The sequence below is a fragment of the Vibrio gazogenes genome, from assembly GCF_002196515.1.
GTDB classification, from domain to species: domain Bacteria; phylum Pseudomonadota; class Gammaproteobacteria; order Enterobacterales; family Vibrionaceae; genus Vibrio; species Vibrio gazogenes_A.
On the sequence record NZ_CP018836.1, the window covers coordinates 727707 to 746411 of the forward strand.

The 18705-nt window shown below is 42.4% G+C and carries 16 protein-coding genes; 6 read left to right on the top strand and 10 right to left on the bottom strand.

Going from position 1 to position 18705, the window contains the following annotated elements; translation table 11 throughout:
- Positions 1–10: 10 nt before the first annotated feature.
- From BSQ33_RS18950 to BSQ33_RS18980, 7 genes are all read right to left on the bottom strand, one after another.
- Positions 11–2110 (bottom strand): TonB-dependent receptor, encoded by a 2100-nt coding sequence (locus BSQ33_RS18950; RefSeq protein WP_021021091.1) that lies wholly within the window; start codon positions 2108–2110, stop codon positions 11–13.
- 392 nt (positions 2111–2502) lie between these two features.
- The gene (locus tag BSQ33_RS18955; protein WP_088134932.1) at positions 2503–4590 is read right to left on the bottom strand and encodes a methyl-accepting chemotaxis protein; all 2088 of its coding nucleotides are present in this window, start codon (positions 4588–4590) and stop codon (positions 2503–2505) included.
- Between the two features lie 51 nt (positions 4591–4641).
- The gene (locus tag BSQ33_RS18960; RefSeq protein ID WP_088134933.1) at positions 4642–6213 is read right to left on the bottom strand and encodes an ABC transporter substrate-binding protein; all 1572 of its coding nucleotides are present in this window, start codon (positions 6211–6213) and stop codon (positions 4642–4644) included.
- Between the two features lie 665 nt (positions 6214–6878).
- The gene (locus BSQ33_RS18965; protein ID WP_021021092.1) at positions 6879–7535 is read right to left on the bottom strand and encodes a Qnr family pentapeptide repeat protein; all 657 of its coding nucleotides are present in this window, start codon (positions 7533–7535) and stop codon (positions 6879–6881) included.
- A gap of 351 nt (positions 7536–7886) precedes the next feature.
- Positions 7887–9158, bottom strand: coding sequence for an O-acetylhomoserine aminocarboxypropyltransferase/cysteine synthase family protein (locus tag BSQ33_RS18970; protein WP_088134934.1), 1272 nt, complete (start codon positions 9156–9158; stop codon positions 7887–7889).
- Positions 9159–9567: 409 nt separating this feature from the next.
- Complete coding sequence (locus BSQ33_RS18975) at positions 9568–10098, bottom strand: DUF2937 family protein (RefSeq protein ID WP_088134935.1); 531 nt, start codon at positions 10096–10098, stop codon at positions 9568–9570.
- A gap of 172 nt (positions 10099–10270) precedes the next feature.
- Positions 10271–11143 carry a PhzF family phenazine biosynthesis protein gene (locus BSQ33_RS18980; RefSeq protein WP_088134936.1) on the bottom strand — a complete coding sequence of 291 codons (873 nt, stop codon included), beginning with the start codon at positions 11141–11143 and terminating at the stop codon, positions 10271–10273.
- Between the two features lie 300 nt (positions 11144–11443).
- On the opposite strand from BSQ33_RS18980, the gene BSQ33_RS18985 reads away from it, so the two are divergent.
- From BSQ33_RS18985 to BSQ33_RS22280, 3 genes are read left to right on the top strand one after another with little or no spacing between them, the layout of a single operon-like run.
- A complete protein-coding gene (locus BSQ33_RS18985; protein WP_021021097.1) occupies positions 11444–12328 on the top strand; it encodes a fatty acid desaturase family protein in 885 nt (294 codons plus the stop codon).
- Positions 12328–12936 (top strand): LysE/ArgO family amino acid transporter, encoded by a 609-nt coding sequence (locus BSQ33_RS18990; RefSeq protein WP_021021098.1) that lies wholly within the window; start codon positions 12328–12330, stop codon positions 12934–12936. The genes BSQ33_RS18985 and BSQ33_RS18990 overlap by 1 nt, the downstream gene beginning before the upstream one ends.
- A gap of 2 nt (positions 12937–12938) precedes the next feature.
- Positions 12939–13181, top strand: coding sequence for a 2Fe-2S iron-sulfur cluster-binding protein (locus tag BSQ33_RS22280; protein WP_039837567.1), 243 nt, complete (start codon positions 12939–12941; stop codon positions 13179–13181).
- Here BSQ33_RS22280 and BSQ33_RS21695 read toward each other — a convergent pair.
- Positions 13174–13317 carry a hypothetical protein gene (locus BSQ33_RS21695; RefSeq protein ID WP_021021100.1) on the bottom strand — a complete coding sequence of 48 codons (144 nt, stop codon included), beginning with the start codon at positions 13315–13317 and terminating at the stop codon, positions 13174–13176. The genes BSQ33_RS22280 and BSQ33_RS21695 overlap by 8 nt on opposite strands.
- A gap of 40 nt (positions 13318–13357) precedes the next feature.
- Between BSQ33_RS21695 and BSQ33_RS19000 the strand changes: the two genes are divergently transcribed.
- Entirely contained in the window at positions 13358–14038 is a 681-nt protein-coding gene (locus BSQ33_RS19000; protein ID WP_021021101.1) for a B3/4 domain-containing protein, read from the top strand.
- A 223-nt stretch (positions 14039–14261) separates the two neighbouring features.
- Here BSQ33_RS19000 and BSQ33_RS19005 read toward each other — a convergent pair whose 3' ends face one another.
- Both BSQ33_RS19005 and arcC read right to left on the bottom strand, forming a co-directional pair.
- Positions 14262–14891, bottom strand: a complete 630-nt coding sequence (locus BSQ33_RS19005; RefSeq protein WP_088135305.1) for a TetR/AcrR family transcriptional regulator — start codon at positions 14889–14891, stop codon at positions 14262–14264.
- Between the two features lie 94 nt (positions 14892–14985).
- Entirely contained in the window at positions 14986–15894 is a 909-nt protein-coding gene (gene arcC / locus BSQ33_RS19010; protein WP_088134937.1) for a carbamate kinase, read from the bottom strand.
- A gap of 281 nt (positions 15895–16175) precedes the next feature.
- On the opposite strand from arcC, the gene BSQ33_RS19015 reads away from it, so the two are divergent.
- Together BSQ33_RS19015 and aguA are read left to right on the top strand one after the other, a co-directional pair.
- A complete protein-coding gene (locus tag BSQ33_RS19015; RefSeq protein WP_088134938.1) occupies positions 16176–17579 on the top strand; it encodes an APC family permease in 1404 nt (467 codons plus the stop codon).
- 11 nt (positions 17580–17590) lie between these two features.
- Positions 17591–18682 (top strand): agmatine deiminase, encoded by a 1092-nt coding sequence (gene aguA, locus BSQ33_RS19020; RefSeq protein ID WP_021021105.1) that lies wholly within the window; start codon positions 17591–17593, stop codon positions 18680–18682.
- Positions 18683–18705 lie beyond the last annotated feature (23 nt).

Here is an 18705-nt window from a genome sequence, read left to right on the forward strand (position 1 = left end):
GTCAGATGATCTAGAAGTTTAGTCCATATCCAATCGTGAGTGTGCGCCCTCTTCCCTTGAAGTAAAAATCATCATCTTGATAAGCACTTTGCGAATAATAAGTGAAATAATCTTCATTGAGTAAGTTCGCAACAGAGACTCTCAGTTTTCCGACCGGCAGCGTGTATTCCATGGAAGCATCAACTAATGTATAGCCATTGAAATTAAGCGCCTCGTCATCGAATGTCCGGTCAAAATTATGATTTGCTTGCAGCATTGTGAAGAGATCCGGTGTCCACTGTGCCGTCCAGGCAATACGTAAACGGTTTGGTGGGATATCTGCACCCGTCAGTTTCGTATCAACTTGGTTATCACCATCAGTATCTGATTTACCCTCAATATAAGAATAACCCGTCACGAATCGATGTTGCTGATTGAACTGATAACCCACTGATGCTTCAGCACCTTTTATTTCTTTTCTTTCCCGCTTGATCGTATATAAACCGCCATTGTTAACAATACGGCTTCCTAGCTTTGATATGGATTCGTAGTAACTGATTTCAAAATCAAGGCTATCTTTATTGATACGAAAACCACCTTCGTAGTTATCTGTGATGATCGGTGAGAGGTCGATCAAATCATCGACGTCTTGTCCGGTTTTTTTCACACCACGAAGTACTCTCCCGACATCTGGCATACCAAAGCCTTGAGAGTAGTTGGCAAAGGCACTCACACTTGGTGTCAGCTTAAACACCGCTCCCGCGTTATATACTGTTTTATCAAAGCTCGGCGAGCCCCCATCAACCGTCACGCCGTTTCGGGCTGCAACCGTCTGATAGGTTGGTATATCAAGCTTTGCATTCTCGTATCGCACACCGGCTTGCAGCACTAAGCGCTCGATTGGTTGGTATTCCAGTTGTAAGAATGGTGCGTAATTATAGTACGTGGTTTCCGGCACATAGGTTCGTCCGGTCAAAATGAGATTCTGGCTCGTGGTGTCTTTCAAAAGGTCGAGACCACCCGTAATATTCAGTGTTTGGTTCAACAACCCTTGCTTCGATAAACTGAATTTAGCCCCAATTTTATCTGACTCATTTTGCGACTGATCGTAGATTTTTTCTGGAGTGCTCGGGTCTTGGAAGCTGGAAGACGTTGTTGCACCATAGCGCCCGACAAAACGCTGATAAAATGTTTGCGCCTTGAGTGACATACCCGAAAAATCGGTATCGGTATAAACCAGACTGTAGGTTTGAACATCATTTAACGCAGCTTTCCCAACCGGGCGACCTTTCACAGAGGATGTCGCAATGCCGTTATCCCGATCTCCCGGCACGCCGGTATAATTCATTTGCCCTTTAACTTGATATTGGTTCACAGCAAATTGCAGGTTTTCACTATCACTAAACCAATATCCTAATTTCACAAACCCGTCATAACTACGAGAGTCCATCAGATCACCGCGAACCGTCGCCGAGCCGACATCATTGCCATTCGCATCTTCGAAAATGCCCTGAACATCCCCAGTCACACCGACCAGATAGTCCCAATTATCTTTGGAACCTTTGGCATTGTAAGTTGCCCGGTAGGCAAGTGAATCGGTGTCTGCATCGTTCGTCGGGGTTGTTAATTGCAAACCAAAATGTTGCTTCAGTGGCTCACTGGTATTATTTGATTTGGTAATGAAGTTAATAATAGCGCCTGTGGCTCCAAGTCCGTGAATCGCAGTGGCACCATGGATGACTTCGATTCTTTCTACCATCGATAAATCAATCGTGTGTGCTGAACGACTCCCCTCTCTCAACGGGTTCGACTGAGGCACACCATCAATCATATACAGAACGGACCGTCCCCTGAATGTCTGACTGCTATTGTTGAGTTTTTGAGTATTAGGGGAATATGCTGGCAACAAGTTTGATAAGACCTGCGAGCTATCACTGGTCAGGGCTAATTGCTGTTCAATTTTCTCCTGCGTGATAATACTGACAACTTGTGCAGAGTTTTCCGGCGTCAAGTCGGTCCGGCTCGACATAACAACCATTGTTTCTGTTTGTGGGGCTTGAGCCACTGCATAAATGGGGATTAAAGTTGAAACCGTAATGGGGAGTAAAAACTTCTTGTTCGATATTTTCATTTACGACTGCCTTATCACTTTATTTAGAATAAGGATTATAATGATAATAATTATCATTTCTAGTTATAATTTTGTAGATAACAATATATCGATAGAATCGATGCCGTTATTTAGTGCACAGTGCGTGGTACACGGCATAAAATAGCATGATTGGTCAAAATAGGGTCTGATTTTAGGTAAATCGAGTGCTATCAACGTAATGACTGGAAGGCAGGCATTTTACCAGATTCACGCCCTGCTCCCGACCCATTGTGGCAATTGAAGAAAGAATCATGATGACAGCCCCCAAGGACAAATCCAGTGCCGGGAGGGGGCGTTTTTAAGCGGACACCAAACCAGTTACAGCCTCATGTTTGAGACAGACCTTACGATCGGTGATTAGAATGTGTGGATTAGCGGCTGAGGACAAATTTTTCCACAATGCCTTTCAGTCCAGACGACATTTCGGTTAGTTTCTGAGAAGTACCCGCGCCCTCTTTCGCTTCTGATGTTGTTTCAACATTTTTATCAGCGATACGATTTAAATTGCTACTCGTATCATCAATGGTTCTAGCCTGCTCTTCAGAAGCCACCGCAATATTACCCATCAAGTCGCATACGACTTCAATAGAGTCAACGATCTCTTTAAGGCTCTCAGACGAGCTTTCAGAAATTTCTGCACCGACTTGCGTTTTTTCAACCACAATTTCAATTAACTTAGCCGTTTCATTTGCCGCTTTTGTACTCTGTGCGGCCAAAGCACGTACTTCATCTGCAACCACAGCAAACCCTCTGCCTGACTCACCCGCTCTGGCGGCCTCAATCGCTGCATTCAAGGCCAACAGATTGGTTTGATTTGCAATGTTTTCTATCGCAGAAAGAATAGAAGAAATATTACTGCTCGCCTCTCTGATGTCATTCATAGCTGACACGGTTTTGCTCACAAGGTCGCTCCCAAGTGAAGCCGACTGCTTCGCTTTTTGACCCAATTCATCAGCCTCTTTCGCGGTATTCGCAGTAATCTTGACTTGCTCGTTAACTTCAACGATTGCCGCTGAAATCGACTGTATCGATTGTTCAGAACTTGCCGTATTAGACAATATTGTTTCGCTGGAAAGCATGACTTTATTGCTCTGCTCAACGATGCTATTGGTATAACCTGAAATGTCGGTCACGATGCTTTTCAGATCAGCATTCGTTTTAATCAGTGCATTGGTGATGACATCTTGTTGGCCGTTTGACGTTAAATTACTCGTCAAATCACCTTCTGATATTTTCTCTAAACTACTCACAAAAACCGTGTCCAGCTCTTCTGCAAAGTTATCTAACGACGAGGCCATATCTCCAAGTTCATCTGAGCGTTTTATATTCGTTCTCTTACGCACATTACCACTCGCCAATTGATTAACAATATCGGTCATTTTAAGAATAGGATGGGTAATAGAGCGACTTAATACAATACCGATTGCAATAATGATGACGGCTGTAATTAAGATTGAAATCATGACGGCCCATTTGATTGCACTCACCGATGCAAAAGCCTCCCCATGTGACTGTTCTGCGACAATCGCCCATGTCACACCCTCAAATTTTAGTGGTGCATAAGCAGACAACACTTCACGCCCTAAATAACTGTCGATCACTTTTGAGCCTGTTTCACCCGATAGTGCAGCGTTAATTGCGATACTTGTGACTTGATTACTTTCTGGATTGGCAAATGCATTCATCACTGAATAACGTGCACTATCCAAATACGAGTTGGAACGCATTAAATTATCTTGCCCAACGAGATAGGTTTCACCTGTTTCTCCGAGCCCTGAACGCTGAGACATGATGTCATTAATGATGTCTCCGGAAAGCTCTAAAATGATGACTGAGGTGATATCCCCCCGCAAGTTAAGCACCGGCGCACCAATAAAGAATCTCGGACTATTATTCCGATAGCGATAAGGTGTAAAGTCCTGAAACGCGATATTCTTTGTTTCTAAAACCTTTCTCCATAGTGCTGCCACTGGATTTTTTTCATCGAAATTCTTTTTAACATTTGAACCAAGTTCCGCACCTTTTTTCACACTATAAATAATATGCCCCTTATCAGCAGACAATAATAAAAGGTCACGATAGCCCAGAATGTCGACATATTTTAATAGATTTTCACTTCGCTCTTTCCATATCCCTTTATAGTCTATATTGTCAATGCCAAACTTATCATTTTCAGAACCGATCTCTTCTAACTCTTGATAAACTTGCAACGCATGGAACAACTCATATATATCTCTGCTATTTGATAGGATAGAAATTTCTTTTTTTGCACTGTTAAGATAGCTTTCTATTTGACTCGCTTTAACATCTCGTGAACTTATCAGCTGCTCCAATGCATTACTTTCCAGTGCTGCACTCGATTTCATTAATGAAATAGTCGCAACAATTGCAACTGGCAATATCCCTATCAAAGAGAAAATAAGTAACAATTGACTTCTAAGTTTTAATTTTATTTTCATATGATTATCTCGATAAAAATAAATATTTGAGCAAGTGGCTACGAATGTTTGTTATTTTTTTAGCGACCAGTGATCTTCACTCACTTCAATTTCCCATAATGGCAGAGAAGCCATTGGTAATGGGGTGTAAGAAACTTTCTTATTGACTGCAACAACCTTATTAGGTGCAGGTACAACCAGCATATAAGCATTCTTGTAGACATGATTCAGCATTTTGGTCATGACTTCACTGAATTGTGGCGTGTTGGCTGTTGCTTTAAACATTTCATCGATATATTCACCCATCAAAGGATCCGCAGGCATCGTACTCCAAACACTATTTGGCTGGTAAACAAAGATCGCAGCCCACGGATGATTGAAGTACCAATCATCATCACCCCACACAATTAAATCCCACGATTTAGTATTCTTACCCGCATTGGTAGACAAAACTTGTCCAAAAATAGTGGTTTCATCAACGATTTCAAAATCAAGCTTTACACCAACTTTGCGTAAATCTCGGTCGATTGAGCGCCAAAGAAACATGAACTTCTGTTGCGTTAGCACTTTAAGTTTTAGCCCATCTAAAATACTCTTTAGTTCTTGCCGGATTTCTTTGGGTGACTCAACTTCTGAATAGGCCTTCAGATTTTTTACCGCATCTTTAACACCAGGAAAATTAGGTGAAGCTAATGTGGGCTTTATTTGACCATAACCAGAAAATGCATAACTTAATAGCTGCTGCTGATCGATCGCTCTATTGAGAGCAAGACGTACCTTTCTATCTTTTAGTTTTTCATTACCGTTAACCATATTGATATGAATGGCGATATTATCTGTTGATGGACCGGTAACTAATTTGGCATAAGGAGAAGAACTGACTAATTTAACATCAGAAAAATCGATTGGCATAATATCCAGATAACCTTCCGATTCAATGACATCAGATAATGCAATTTTGGGATCCATTTTTGTGTAAACAGTGAATTTTTCTACTTTTGCTAAATCTTTGTCATAGTAGTAAGGGTTCGCAGTAAATACGGCTTTATCCGTTTTTCTATCACCTTCTATGTAGCCTTCACTCAGCATGTAAGGGCCTAATCCATAAGGACCGGCTTCGGCCAGATTCGGGCAGGTCGCTTTACCATTCCAGCCAAATTTTTCGAGATATTTTGTTGTATAAAATTGAATCCAGATAACATCATTCAAAAATGTTCCGTACTTTTCTTTCAAATAGAACCTTACTGTATAATCGTCCACTTTTTCAGTGTGGTCATATACGGTATTGATTTTACTAAATAAAAAGGGTTCTTTTTTGAAGTACGCCATATTTTCAATGACTGCATCTGCATTAAATGGCGTTCCATCCTGAAACTGAACACCTTGGCGTAACTTAAATTCATAGACGGTATCGCTAATTTGTGTATGCGATGTGGCCATATAGTATTCCCAACCACGTTCATTATGAGCGGGTCTTAAAAGTGAGCCGTTGACAGCATGAGATGTGTAAAGGTAAGGAAGGCTTGAGATATATATTTTTACATGTGAACCTTTCACTGGTGCTGCACCAGCCGTCGGTAAAAAAGACAGAATAGAAAACACACAAAGTAGTGAAAATGTGTTGCGCAAAAATGAACTACACATATGTTTCTCCATAAATCAGCAACATAGTGTGAATGGTTAATTGATTTTCTCATCCACCTAGTGTTATTAACAAAGACAAATCCAGACTAAAAAATCCGATTTGCTAATCGATAATGATGCTTAAGAAGAAGATGCGTAGTCCTATTTACTATCTAGCATCATCATATTTCTAAGGTCATCACCGACTTGAAGTTCCTATATGGATATGGCGATAATTAGAGCCAATACTTCAAGCATGTCATGTTTTTATCTATTTTTATTTACGTTAAAAAAGCATAGCAGCTGTTTGGGGGAGTGCAAAAATAATGTATTACTTTCCTCAATAAGCCAGTATTGCCATATATAATGATGAAATACTTATGCTTAGTTGCATGACAATCCAGCCTCCGTCACGACTTCGTACGACATATTGAGATGTCTTGCCCATATCAACCAGCATGGAATATGGCGTCATCTGCGAAGGGGGGAGCAACCGCGATACACGGCCTTATCACTCTAATTAACGCGACGTGTGTCGATGCCACGTGTCGCGAATCCATTTGACCGTAGCTCGCATTCTAGAATTGCGACGATTTAGGGGACCAATCTTGATTTAGGGAACCAACATTTGTGACAGTACAAGATCAATGGGTTCGTCTTGTTATATGCGTGGTTGAGAGTGTGTGCTAATCCGGAACAATGATCAGACCGAGTTGTTCTAGTAGTTGCTCTTGCTGCCAAGCGCATATTTTAACACCGGTCAGGTCAACTTTTCGTGGGTCTAAACCGTCAAGTTCAGAGTGACTCAAATCACACCCCTGCATTTTAAATTGACCCCAACAGTCTGCAGAAAAAACACCCCGACTTAAATCTGATGCTTTAAACGAAGCATTTTTGAGGTTTGCACCAATCCATCTATTTTCAAATAAATCACACTTTTCAATAAGTTGCATCTCAAAATTTGCGTAAGACAAATTACAGCCGGTGATGTATGCAGAGCAAAAATACATGTTGTTCGACACCTGATTTACGAAGCTGACTTGGCTAAAATTTGCACCTTTCAGATCACAATCTCTTAGCTCAATACCAAAGCAATTGGCCCCCTTAAAATATGACATTGCCAGCCGACAGTCTTTAAACGAAGCATCGCGAAGATCTGCAAAAGAAAAATCACATCCTTCTAATTCACCTTGCCCGATAAAAGTACAGCCAATGAACTGTGTATCTCGAAGGTTAGCGCGCTTAAAACTACAACGGATAAATGTGCAGTTTATAAAGGTCTGTTCACTCAAGTCTTGATGAGAAAAGTCGGCTTGGGTATATGACTGTTCAGTTTTTTTCATGTGGTCACCCCAAAAAATGATTTGATTGGAAGGTTATCACTTACCTGAAACTTCTCAACAAAAACAAATCACACAAAAACAATGCGTTAAAACATGCCAAATTAGCCAAAATAAGGTATCAAACGGGCGTTTTGAAGGGGGTAATTCAGAAATACCGCATGTGGGCTGCTAGAAAAAAGTTTGCGGGCACCTGATTGATTTTAGACAAAGTCCATTACTTCCAAAGAAGTGGTGAGCAACACAATACAAAGGGAAGCGAATAAAGCTAACCACCGTCCGCCGATGCAGGTGTTCGGACACAAACGGGTGAAGAAGGGCCTGACACTTCAATGCAGGCCCTTGCATCACATTTTAGGCTTTATCTAACGCCTGCGATACATCAGCGATAATATCGTCAATGTGCTCAATACCGACGGAGATACGCACCAAGTCAGCACTCACACCCGCTTTTTTAAGCTCTTCTTCATTCAACTGACGGTGTGTCGTCGATGCAGGATGACATGCCAGTGATTTCGCATCGCCAATGTTGACCAAGCGTAAAATCATCTCAAGCGAATCAATAAACTTAGCACAGGCATCAATCCCTCCAGAGATACCAAAACTCAAAATACCTGAGGCTTTGCCCTTCGTAATTTTTTGGCAGGTTTCATAATACGGGCTATCTGGTAAAGCAGCATAGTTGACCCATTCTACTTTCGGGTGTTGCCGCAAATATTCTGCAAGGCGCTGGGCGTTTTCACAATGGCGATCCATCCGCAAACCCAGCGTTTCCAAACCTTGTAAAATCTGAAACGCATTCATCGGTGAAATGGCCGAGCCGGTATTACGCAGTGGCACCACCCGGCAACGCGCGATATACGCGGCAGCCCCTAAGGCTTCGGTGTAAACCACACCGTGATATGAAGGATCAGGCTCATTAAGAATCGGAAAACGTTTCTTATTGGCAACCCAATCAAACTTGCCAGAGTCAACAATAATACCGCCAATCGATGTACCGTGGCCGCCAATATATTTAGTCAGTGAATGCACCACAATGTCGGCACCCAGATCAAACGGACGACACAGATAAGGTGTGGCAACCGTATTATCGACAATCAGAGGGACACCATGTTTGTGCGCAATCTCGGCCAAACGCACAATATCGACAATATTACCGGCTGGGTTACCAATCGATTCGCAAAATACCGCTTTGGTATTTTCGTCAATTGCGTTTTCAAAGCCTGCGAAATCATCATGCGATACCATACGCACATCCACACCCTGACGCGGCAGCGAGTGCGCAAACAAGTTATACGTCCCTCCATACAACTGGCTGGTACTGACAATATTGTCACCCACTTGTGTAATACACTGAATCGCATAGGTAATGGCAGCCATACCGGACGACACCGCCAGCGCTGCAATACCGCCTTCCATCGCAGCGACACGTTTTTCTAACACATCGGTGGTTGGGTTCATAATGCGGGTATAAATATTACCCGGCACGGCTAAGTTAAACAGATCCGCACCATGCTGAGTATCATCAAAGGTATACGATGTGGTTTGATAAATGGGTACAGCTGCGGATTTAGTGGTCGCTTCAGATTTATAGCCTTCATGCAGAGCAATAGATTCGAGTTTCATAGCATATCTCGTTTAAATTTATCGTGATTATATTACTAAATAACAGCTCTCTTTTTTGGTTAAGAAAAGCCACTATTCTATGATTTCCGTTCAGTTTACTGCCGTTCTCAGATCCCTCATTGTGCTAATCACAGAACAATAAAAACCTTCTAGGCAACTGCATATAGTTCATGTAGATCACTTCACATGACCTGCCTTGACTAAATGCACGACAAATTGCTGCAAAAAACATCACAAAAGGTCAACAGCCCTAGAGTATTAATTAAACGGTTCCATTACAAACGTATCACAACAACCATAACAACGTTAAGTCAAAAGCTCACTGAATATGCTCATCTAAGCATTTGATTTCATAATAATTCGTAAATATAAATCATCCTCTCACAATCAGATACAACGAATCACGATGTCAGGCACGCCGATGCTGTCGCCTGAATCTGGCGTGAAGCATTTTGGGCGTATGGCAAAGTAACTTGAGCAGAAGCTCAACCACCAAAGTGAAAATTAAACCTGTCATTAGGCCAAACGCGAGTGCAGTCGGCTTTAACTGTATTGCGTAAGAATAGTTCTTCCATACCGCCTTCCCGATATCAGGCACCGGAGCCAGTATGGCCTGAGTATAGGCAGCCCACGAACTGCTCTGAAATTGTTCGAAATGACGCCTGAGCATGCTATTGCGCTCGTAAATGGATGCAATACTTCGACCCCCCGCATTGAAAACCGCATCGCCATTTTCTCTATAGTGGGCAATCAACTTCGCTAAACTGCCGTTAAAGAACTTATCAGCATCATCCTGAAATTCATTCAGGGCTAGTTGGGATTCTATAAAATGCGACTCCAGACTTTTCCCATACTGATCCACAAACACGGGCACTTGAATGGCAGCCAAAGTACATCCGAGGAATACGAAAATTCTGATGTATGAAAAAAATAGACCCACTCTGACTCCTGATAAAATTAGTGTTTCACCGCTGTTAGACAGCACTCAACTGTATAGTTTCCCTGTATTGTTCTGTATAACACAACGGATGATTGTAAAAATTGTTGTCTGGATTGCTAAAAATGTGGCTTGCTCACTCGTTGCCCTGCCCCCAAAGCCATAAGGATAAAAATTAACACACGGAGATTGTCCGCTCCCCGAATGTTTGCGCACAACCACCAACCGAAACTTTGATAATACCAAACTCATTTGATTCAACTGACGCTGTAAGTCTCGAGGTTTTCCCCATTGCCCGACCTTGCTCGAACGTGAAATGGTTAACGGGCCCGCCATAAAGATGCTTGGTCAGATAACATGCAAGTGCACCATTTGCACTCCCGGTTGCTGATTCTTCGGGAATACCAAATAAAGGCGCAAAGTTTCGGCAACTTGCGGTTAATCCGCTACTTTCATCGCACAGTTCAAACACATGCATCCCCGTCACCTGATGTTGTTGTGAAAAATCCCTGAGTAAATCTTCATCCACTTGGATTTTATCAAGGAAGCCACGGGGTAATGGAACAATAATGTCGGGCAATCCTGTTGAGATCACCTCAACCGGTAATTGGGTTGACTCCAGCAACGCAGCATCAATACCGATTAACGCTGATACAGACTCGTAATCAAGAACATGAAGATATTCCGGTAAGTTCTGCTCCATGACGACATAACCATTTGACGCAACCGTAACACCGAGTTGCCCCGCTTTGGTTTTTTGTGTGTATTCCGCGTTGGTGACAATCCCCTTTTGGTACATGACTGAAAATGCGGCTAATGTTGCGTGCCCGCAAAAATCAACTTCATCGGTTGGGGTAAAAAATGACAGCGCAAAGTCTACGTCATCATCCTGTGATACAAATGCAGTCTCGGAATAACCAACCGCATTGGCTATTTCTTGCTTTTCTGCATCTGACAGATCATCGGCATACAACACCACCCCCGCAGGGTTCCCGCCAGAGCCATTTTCAATAAAAGCATTCACTAAAATAACTTCAATGTCTTTCAATCTCTTTCTCCTGACTTACTACAACTCAATCAACAAAACTCACATTTAACCAAAACGCAACTAATTTTATACAAACGCATTGCATTTTCGAATCAATCTGATTAGATTAGGCCCCCGAATAGGCTTAGTCGTTTATTTGCAATTGAAATTAAAGGATTTTGTTACGATGAACGTGTTAACCAATCATTTATTGTCATTCAGGCTGACTGATACAGAATTAGTCAAGACCGAAGAAAGCCCTACCTCAGATAAATTTTACTTTGATACTCAGTTCCAACGTTCAGGTGAAGGAGCATGGTCATGTCAATAAGCGAGAGTTCACTCACTGAAAAGGAACATAAAGAGTTCTTCAATCTGTTTTTCACGCCATCGCTCACTCAGTTTGTCGGCAGGTCGCTGCTCTCGACACTGATTGCCTTTGCGGTGGCGCTCATGGCAGCCAAATATTGGGATGGCAACAGTTTAATCTCATGGTTATTGGCAGCTCTCGCTGTCATATTATTTGCGATAAACCTTCGATTCCAAGAAAACTTAGTCCATAGCGGCAGCCATTATTGTGCCAGTGACAACCATACCATTAACGACTTATTGGTCAATATCTTCGCTGGCATCCAAGTTTTTCAGTTGGTCAAAGCCTATCGAATGAGTCATGCAATGCATCATGCCTATTTTGGAGAGGAAAACGATCCATGTATGGCTCGATATAAAAATCAGGATCAACCATTCACAAACATGGTTGCCATGACATTCAGCTTTTATAAACAAATTCATGCCAATAAATCGGTCATATTGATGACTGTCCTTTATTACTCAGGTCTATACGCCTTAATCGCACAGTTGGCTTCAAGCGAGATTGCAGTAAGATTGACAATGATTGCTCTGGTGGCCTTTTTTTTAGTTTTACCCGCGATACGCTACATCGCGGAAATGGCGGAACACGATTATACGTTGTCTGATTCTGAATTAGGTTCAACATTCAATAACTTATCCTTTGTCGATCGCTGGCTGTTTCATCCGGCCTCCGATGGCTACCATCTACTTCATCATCTCTATCCTACGCTACCATTTTGGAACCACAAAAAAGCGCACGAATTCTTAATGGCGCGTGATGAAAAGTACATGAACGGATATCATCGAACATCAACCGTTGAAAAATTCAAATCACTGATAGGAGAAAAGGCGTAATGGAAGCATTCATTGCAGGGATCACGCTGGGTTTTAGCTTAATTTTGGCAATCGGCTCTCAGAATGCCTTCGTCCTCAAGCAAGGCTTAAAACAGCAGTATGTTTTTTCAGTCTGTATTTTTTGTGCACTATCCGATGCAATTCTGATCACCATTGGTGTCTATGGGATGGCAACGATTGTATCGCTACTGCCTCAATTCTCTATTGCTGCTAAATATTTTGGGGTCGCCTTTCTGATTTTTTACGGCACACAAAACTTACGCTCAGCCATATGGCACAGTGGATCATCTCTCTCCGCAGAAGGCAGTGACGGATTACCATTCACCAAGGTTATTTTAACCTGTTTAGCATTCACATGGCTCAATCCACATGTCTATCTTGATACGGTTCTTTTGATTGGTTCAATTTCCACCAATTACGCAGAACAACAGTTGTTCTTTACCGTGGGCGCGATTATGGCTTCATTCACATTCTTCTTCGCCTTAGGGTTTGGAGCAAGGTTGCTCACGCCAATATTTTCGAAACCGGTCTATTGGCGTGTTTTAGACGGTGTCATTGCATTATTTATGTACTTTATCGCATATAAATTAATCGTCATGGAAATATGAATATGTTTGGACTGTTTAAAAAAATCCCCGTTGATATCGATGACAAAGCTTATTCAGCAAGCAAAAAATCAACGCTGCTTCGCGTTTGTTTAAGCAATGGGATAAATATTCAGCATAAATGCCAGAGTGGGATATGTAAAAAATGCGCGGTTGTCGAGCACACAAGCCAAGGTGACATCACCGTCCTTGCGTGTCAGAGGATCATTTTGCCCACGCAAACCAATCGGTTTAGCACTATCAAGTAAGCACAAACGTCAACGTGACCAGAACAACGATGCTGAATAAAGACGATGTAAACGGGTTGATAGCCATCAGCGAAATAAACGCCAGAGTGAACCCTTCTGGCGTCGTGGCTTGATAACCGATTATCGCCTTAAGCATCGGTCAATATCATCAATCAATCACCAAAGGAATGAATCGCATGGTAGTGATAGTACCGTCGATTGACGATCGAATTTATCATATCGCCCCAAAATTTAGAGCATTGAGTATTTCCGTTCAGGGAACCGCCATCCAGAATCCGGAGTACGCAAAGCAGGTTCTGCAAGCGGCTTGTACATTTGTGACTGAGAGCGACTACGCATGGGCAGAGTCTCACATTGATGCTTGGGGAGATGTTTTCCGTCAATTTGGTTCGAAACCGAATCGAACACCGTGCTCTGCGGCAGCGCTGAGAAAACGAGTATTGAAAAACGGTGGCATGGAAAGCATTGATCCGATTGTGGATATTTATAACGCAGTCAGTATTCAATATGCGCTTCCTGTTGGCGGAGAAAATATTGATGCTTACCAAGGAACACCGACACTCACGATTGCCGACGGGACAGAACGATTTGACACCATGAAAGATGGTTCGCTCACGACTGAATCGCCAAACGCCGGAGAAGTCATATGGCGTGATGCGATCGGCGTAACATGTCGCCGGTGGAATTGGCGGCAAGGACTCCGGACACGCATTGAGCCAGATACACGCAATATGTGGTTTATATTGGAAAGCCTACCTGAAATGCCATTAGAAAGCTTACAGCAAGCCGGTCAAGATATGGTGAAACACTTACAAATACTGATGCCTGACGCAATCATTGAACAAACCAGCGTGTGACAAACAACACGGGGGAATTTGTCTCGCCAACCGATGACAGACAATGAATATAAAAGTTTGAACGGTCAATACTGAAATTAAAAATCTTAGTTAACGCCCAATCAGATTTAAGGAACAAAGTGCATATTTAATATTTATATACCCAAATGACCTCAAGATGCAGTTTCAGCGAGAATCTCTAACGCAGTCTCTGAGTTCGGTGAACTCGCCCTTCGGGAGTGCTTCAATCCTGCATCTTGAGGTTACTTGGGTATATCCGTTGCATTTGATTGGGAAGATACAGTCCTAAATAAGCTTGAGTTAATCTGACCGCTTCTTCTGCCATATCTCTTTCTATACAGCCGTGCTCTCTATATGAAAGCGAGTAAACCTTATCCGCCGTTTGCAGTGCAATAGCAAAAATATTAATATTTTCAGGTAATGCCGGAAGATTAAAATAACGGTGATAGATATTTTCGACACGTTGACCTAATGCAAAATCATTTTCCACATCAGAATGATTGATACTGGTAAATGTATGCCGACTCAGTATTAATTTTTGTGCAATCGCATTATCTTCATAATATTGAACATATCCAGATTCAATCATACGGTTAATATCAGACCAATGTTTAATTTCATCCGGTTTTATACAACTATCTAATATAGCATCAAAATCTGTAAATACATCCGCCATCAGTGATTGGAAGAGACATTCTATATTTGGATAGTGATGATATACCGTTGATGTTGCAATGCCACATTCTTTGGCAATATCGTATATCGAGATATCGTTCGCATCTCTGCGCTCAATAAGATTCATCACTGCATGATGTATTCTATCCAATTTTTTCTCTTTGCTAATTTTTTGCATATAATCCACCCTATGTTTCAATAGTATGGATAGAGATACCCTGACAATTGGGTATCCATATCGCTTTGATCAATAATTGGTATGAGACCATTCATTAAGGATGAATATGAGTTCCTGAAGTGCCTTTAATAATATCCAGAGCGTAATAGAGATCACCAATATGTGCGGTTTTTCCTGTTTGTTGAACAAACTGGCAACAAGCATCAACCTTGGGTCCCATGGAACCGGCAGCAAAGTTATAGCCTTGAATTTCTGCCACGGAGACATCATGCAGCTGTTGTTCGTTGTCGGTTCCCCAGTCTAAACAAACATGAGTACCGTCCGTCAGAATAATCAGGTGTTCTGCACCAATTTCTTTGGCAATCAGCGCTGCACTCATATCTTTATCGATGACCGCTTCAAAACCTTCATAAGCATGATTTTTCTCGATCACTGGCGTACCACCGCCGCCACCACAAATAACCAGATGATCTTTTTCAAGTAAATCTTTAATTGCTTTAATTTCTAATACTTCTTTAGGTTTTGGTGATGGTACAACCCGACGCCAATATTGACCATCGGGTTTAACAACCCAATTATTTTTATCTGCCAGAGCTAAAGCCTCGGCTTCGTTATATACTGGCCCAATGAATTTAGTCGGGTTTAAAATAGCAGGGTCATTTGAGTCTACGACCATTCTTGTTAATATTGTTGTGGTATATTTATCATCAATCGCGGCATTTAAACCCTGCTGAATTAAATATCCAATCATACCTTGTGTTTCTGCACCTAATACATCGAATGGATAAGACGGACAATCTTTATAAGCATCATTTTGCAATGAAAGCAGGCCGACTTGTGGTCCGTTACCATGAACAATGACTAATCGGTAATTTTTACTTAATTCAGCAAGTGATTCAGATGTTTTGGTGATGCTCTTTTTTTGATTATCACAACTCATTATTTCACCACGTTGAAGTAATGCATTGCCACCGATAGCAACAACAATAATTGGCTTGTTCATAAAAAATTCCTCTTTAGAATTTTATTCATTTTATGTGTGCCGTGTATGCACATTGATAGAGAATATTTATTTATGCTAGTCGAAGAGAAATAAAACTAAAATTGATCAGAGTCAATATTCCGAATTTATCGATTATTTTGAATTAAAAGTGTTACCTCTATTTTAATCTATCCATGAAAACTTCAATCAAAGCCGATAGTGAATTTTTATCACAGTGTTCAGGTCAATATTCAGTCAGTCTTAATCAAAAGCAGCAACGACGTCTTTGAAGGAGAATAACTATGAGTACTGAGCAAAAAGGAAAAATGGGGGTCGCCAGTATAGCGTTATTTACGTTATGTGCGGTGCTCGTTGTCGATACACTCACGGCTTCTGCGAGCATCGGTGTAAGTGCTATCGGTTGGTGGGTGGTCATGTTGATTTTCTTCGTTATCCCCTATGGATTAATCACGTCAGAACTAAGTACAGCCTACCCTGGTGAAGGTGGGATTTACGACTGGGTTAAGTCAGCTTTTGATTTCAAATGGGCGGTACGGACCACTTGGTTTTACTGGATAAACGTCGGTTTATGGATGCCCGCAGTTTACATCATGTTTGCCGGTATGTTCGCCGAACTCTTTATGCCTGATCTGTCATTGTGGGGACAAATTGCGATTTGCATCGCTCTGACCTGGTTAACGATATGGATCTGTAATGTCTCGGCAGATATTGGGGTTTGGGTCACCAACGTTGGCGCAATTTTGAAGATTATGGTTATCGGCACAGTTGGTGTGGGCGGTTTTATCTATGGCATGAAACATGGTGTTGCCAATGAATTTTCGCTCCAAACGATGACACCGGGTGTTGACTCTGCGGTCGCGTTCTTACCTGCGATTGTCTTTAACCTCATGGGATTTGAGCTGGTCGCAACCATGACTTCAGAAATGAAAGATGTTCGTGATATGCCGAAAGCGGTGTTCCTTTCTATCGGCATTACAGCATTTTTATACATCTTTGGTACAGTCGGTATTTTGATGGCGTTACCCGTTAAAGATATTGGCTTGGTCGCCGGCTTGATCGATACCTTTAAAACCTTGTTTGGTGGCGGTGCAATGGGGACAGCGATGGTTTATGCCCTCGGGGTTTGTGCTCTCCTGACGCTGATCGGCAACATGGTGAGCTGGACAATGGGCGCAAGCCGGGCTGCGGCTGAAGCTGCACAAGAAGGTGAGTTACCGGCGGCTGTGGCAAAAGTATCTGAGAAAGGCTCTCCGGTTGGGGCAAATAACATTACGGGAATCGTTTCTACCGTGGTCATTATCTCTTACGCGTTTTTCGCACAAGGGAACGACGATCTGTTCTGGTCGGTGTTTGCTTTCTCAAGCTGCATCTTCTTATTGCCTTATTTATTCATGTTCCCAGCGTACTTGAAACTTCGCGTTACGGATGGCGGACATGAGCGACCATTCAAGGTCCCTGGGGGTCGGGGAATGCAGTGGTTAATGTCAATCGTCTGTTTCTTGGTCGTTTTTCAAGCCGTAATTCTTTTCATCTTCCCGGAAGCGCTGGATTTAGAAGTGGCTGACTGGAATTACACCGCCCCTGTCTTGATCGGCGTCATCGTGACCATTGTGATGGGTGAGTGGATTCTATCCGGCGCACTGAAAAGAAAACAAAATGAATTAAAGCAGCAAGATACTGAATGAGGAGTATTGAGATGAGCAAATTATTAGCGACAACCCCAAAACAAGACGGCTTCAGAATGCCGGCTGAACATGAACCTCACAGTGAAGTGTGGATGGCATGGCCTGAGCGGACGGATAACTGGCGTGATGGTGCCAAACCCGCTCAGCGAGCTTTCGTTGAAGTCGCGACACAGATTCGCGCAACCACACCGGTCACCATGCTGGTGAGTGCAGACCAGTATGATAATGCCGTGTCTCGTCTGCCTGATAACATCAGAGTGTTAGAAGTCTCAACCGATGATTCCTGGATGCGGGATATCGGCGCCAGTTACGTCGTCAATGATAAAGGCGAACGCCGTGGTGTTGACTGGGAGTTTAATGCCTGGGGTGGTTTTGTTGATGGTCTCTACTGGCCTTGGAAACGCGACGACCAAGTCGCGCAGAAAATGTGTGAAATGACGGGAGACAGCCGTTATCGCGCACCGATTGTTTTAGAAGGTGGTTCAATTCATGTTGACGGTGAAGGCACACTTTATACAACGGAAGAGTGTTTGCTGCATGCCAGCCGGAACCCCGATTTAACCAAAGAAGAATTAAGCAACATTCTTGGTGAACACTTAAATGTCGAAAAGATTATCTGGTTACCTCATGGCTTATATAACGACGAAACCAATGGTCACGTTGATAACCTTCTTCATGTCGTGAAGCCCGGAGAAGTTGTTCTGACCTGGTGTGATGATGAGCATGACCCACAATATGCAATTAGCCGTGAAGCTTACGACTGTTTAACCCGCCAGACCGATGCGAAAGGACGAAAAATCGTAGTCCACAAGCTCCCTATGCCTGGCCCGCTATTTATGAATGAAGCAGAAGCATCCGGGATTGATATTGCCGCAGGTATGGAACGTGAAGCCGGAGAGAGACTTGCCGCATCATATGCCAATTATCTGATTACCAATCACCAGATTGTATTTCCATTATTAGATGAACGTTACGATATGGACGTGAAACATAAATTAGAAACGCTCTATCCAGATTATAAAGTGAATGGGGTGAATGCTCGGGAAATATTATTAGGCGGCGGAAATATTCACTGTATATCACAACAAGTACCGGCAGTTTAATTCATCACGTTTAATTTAAACGC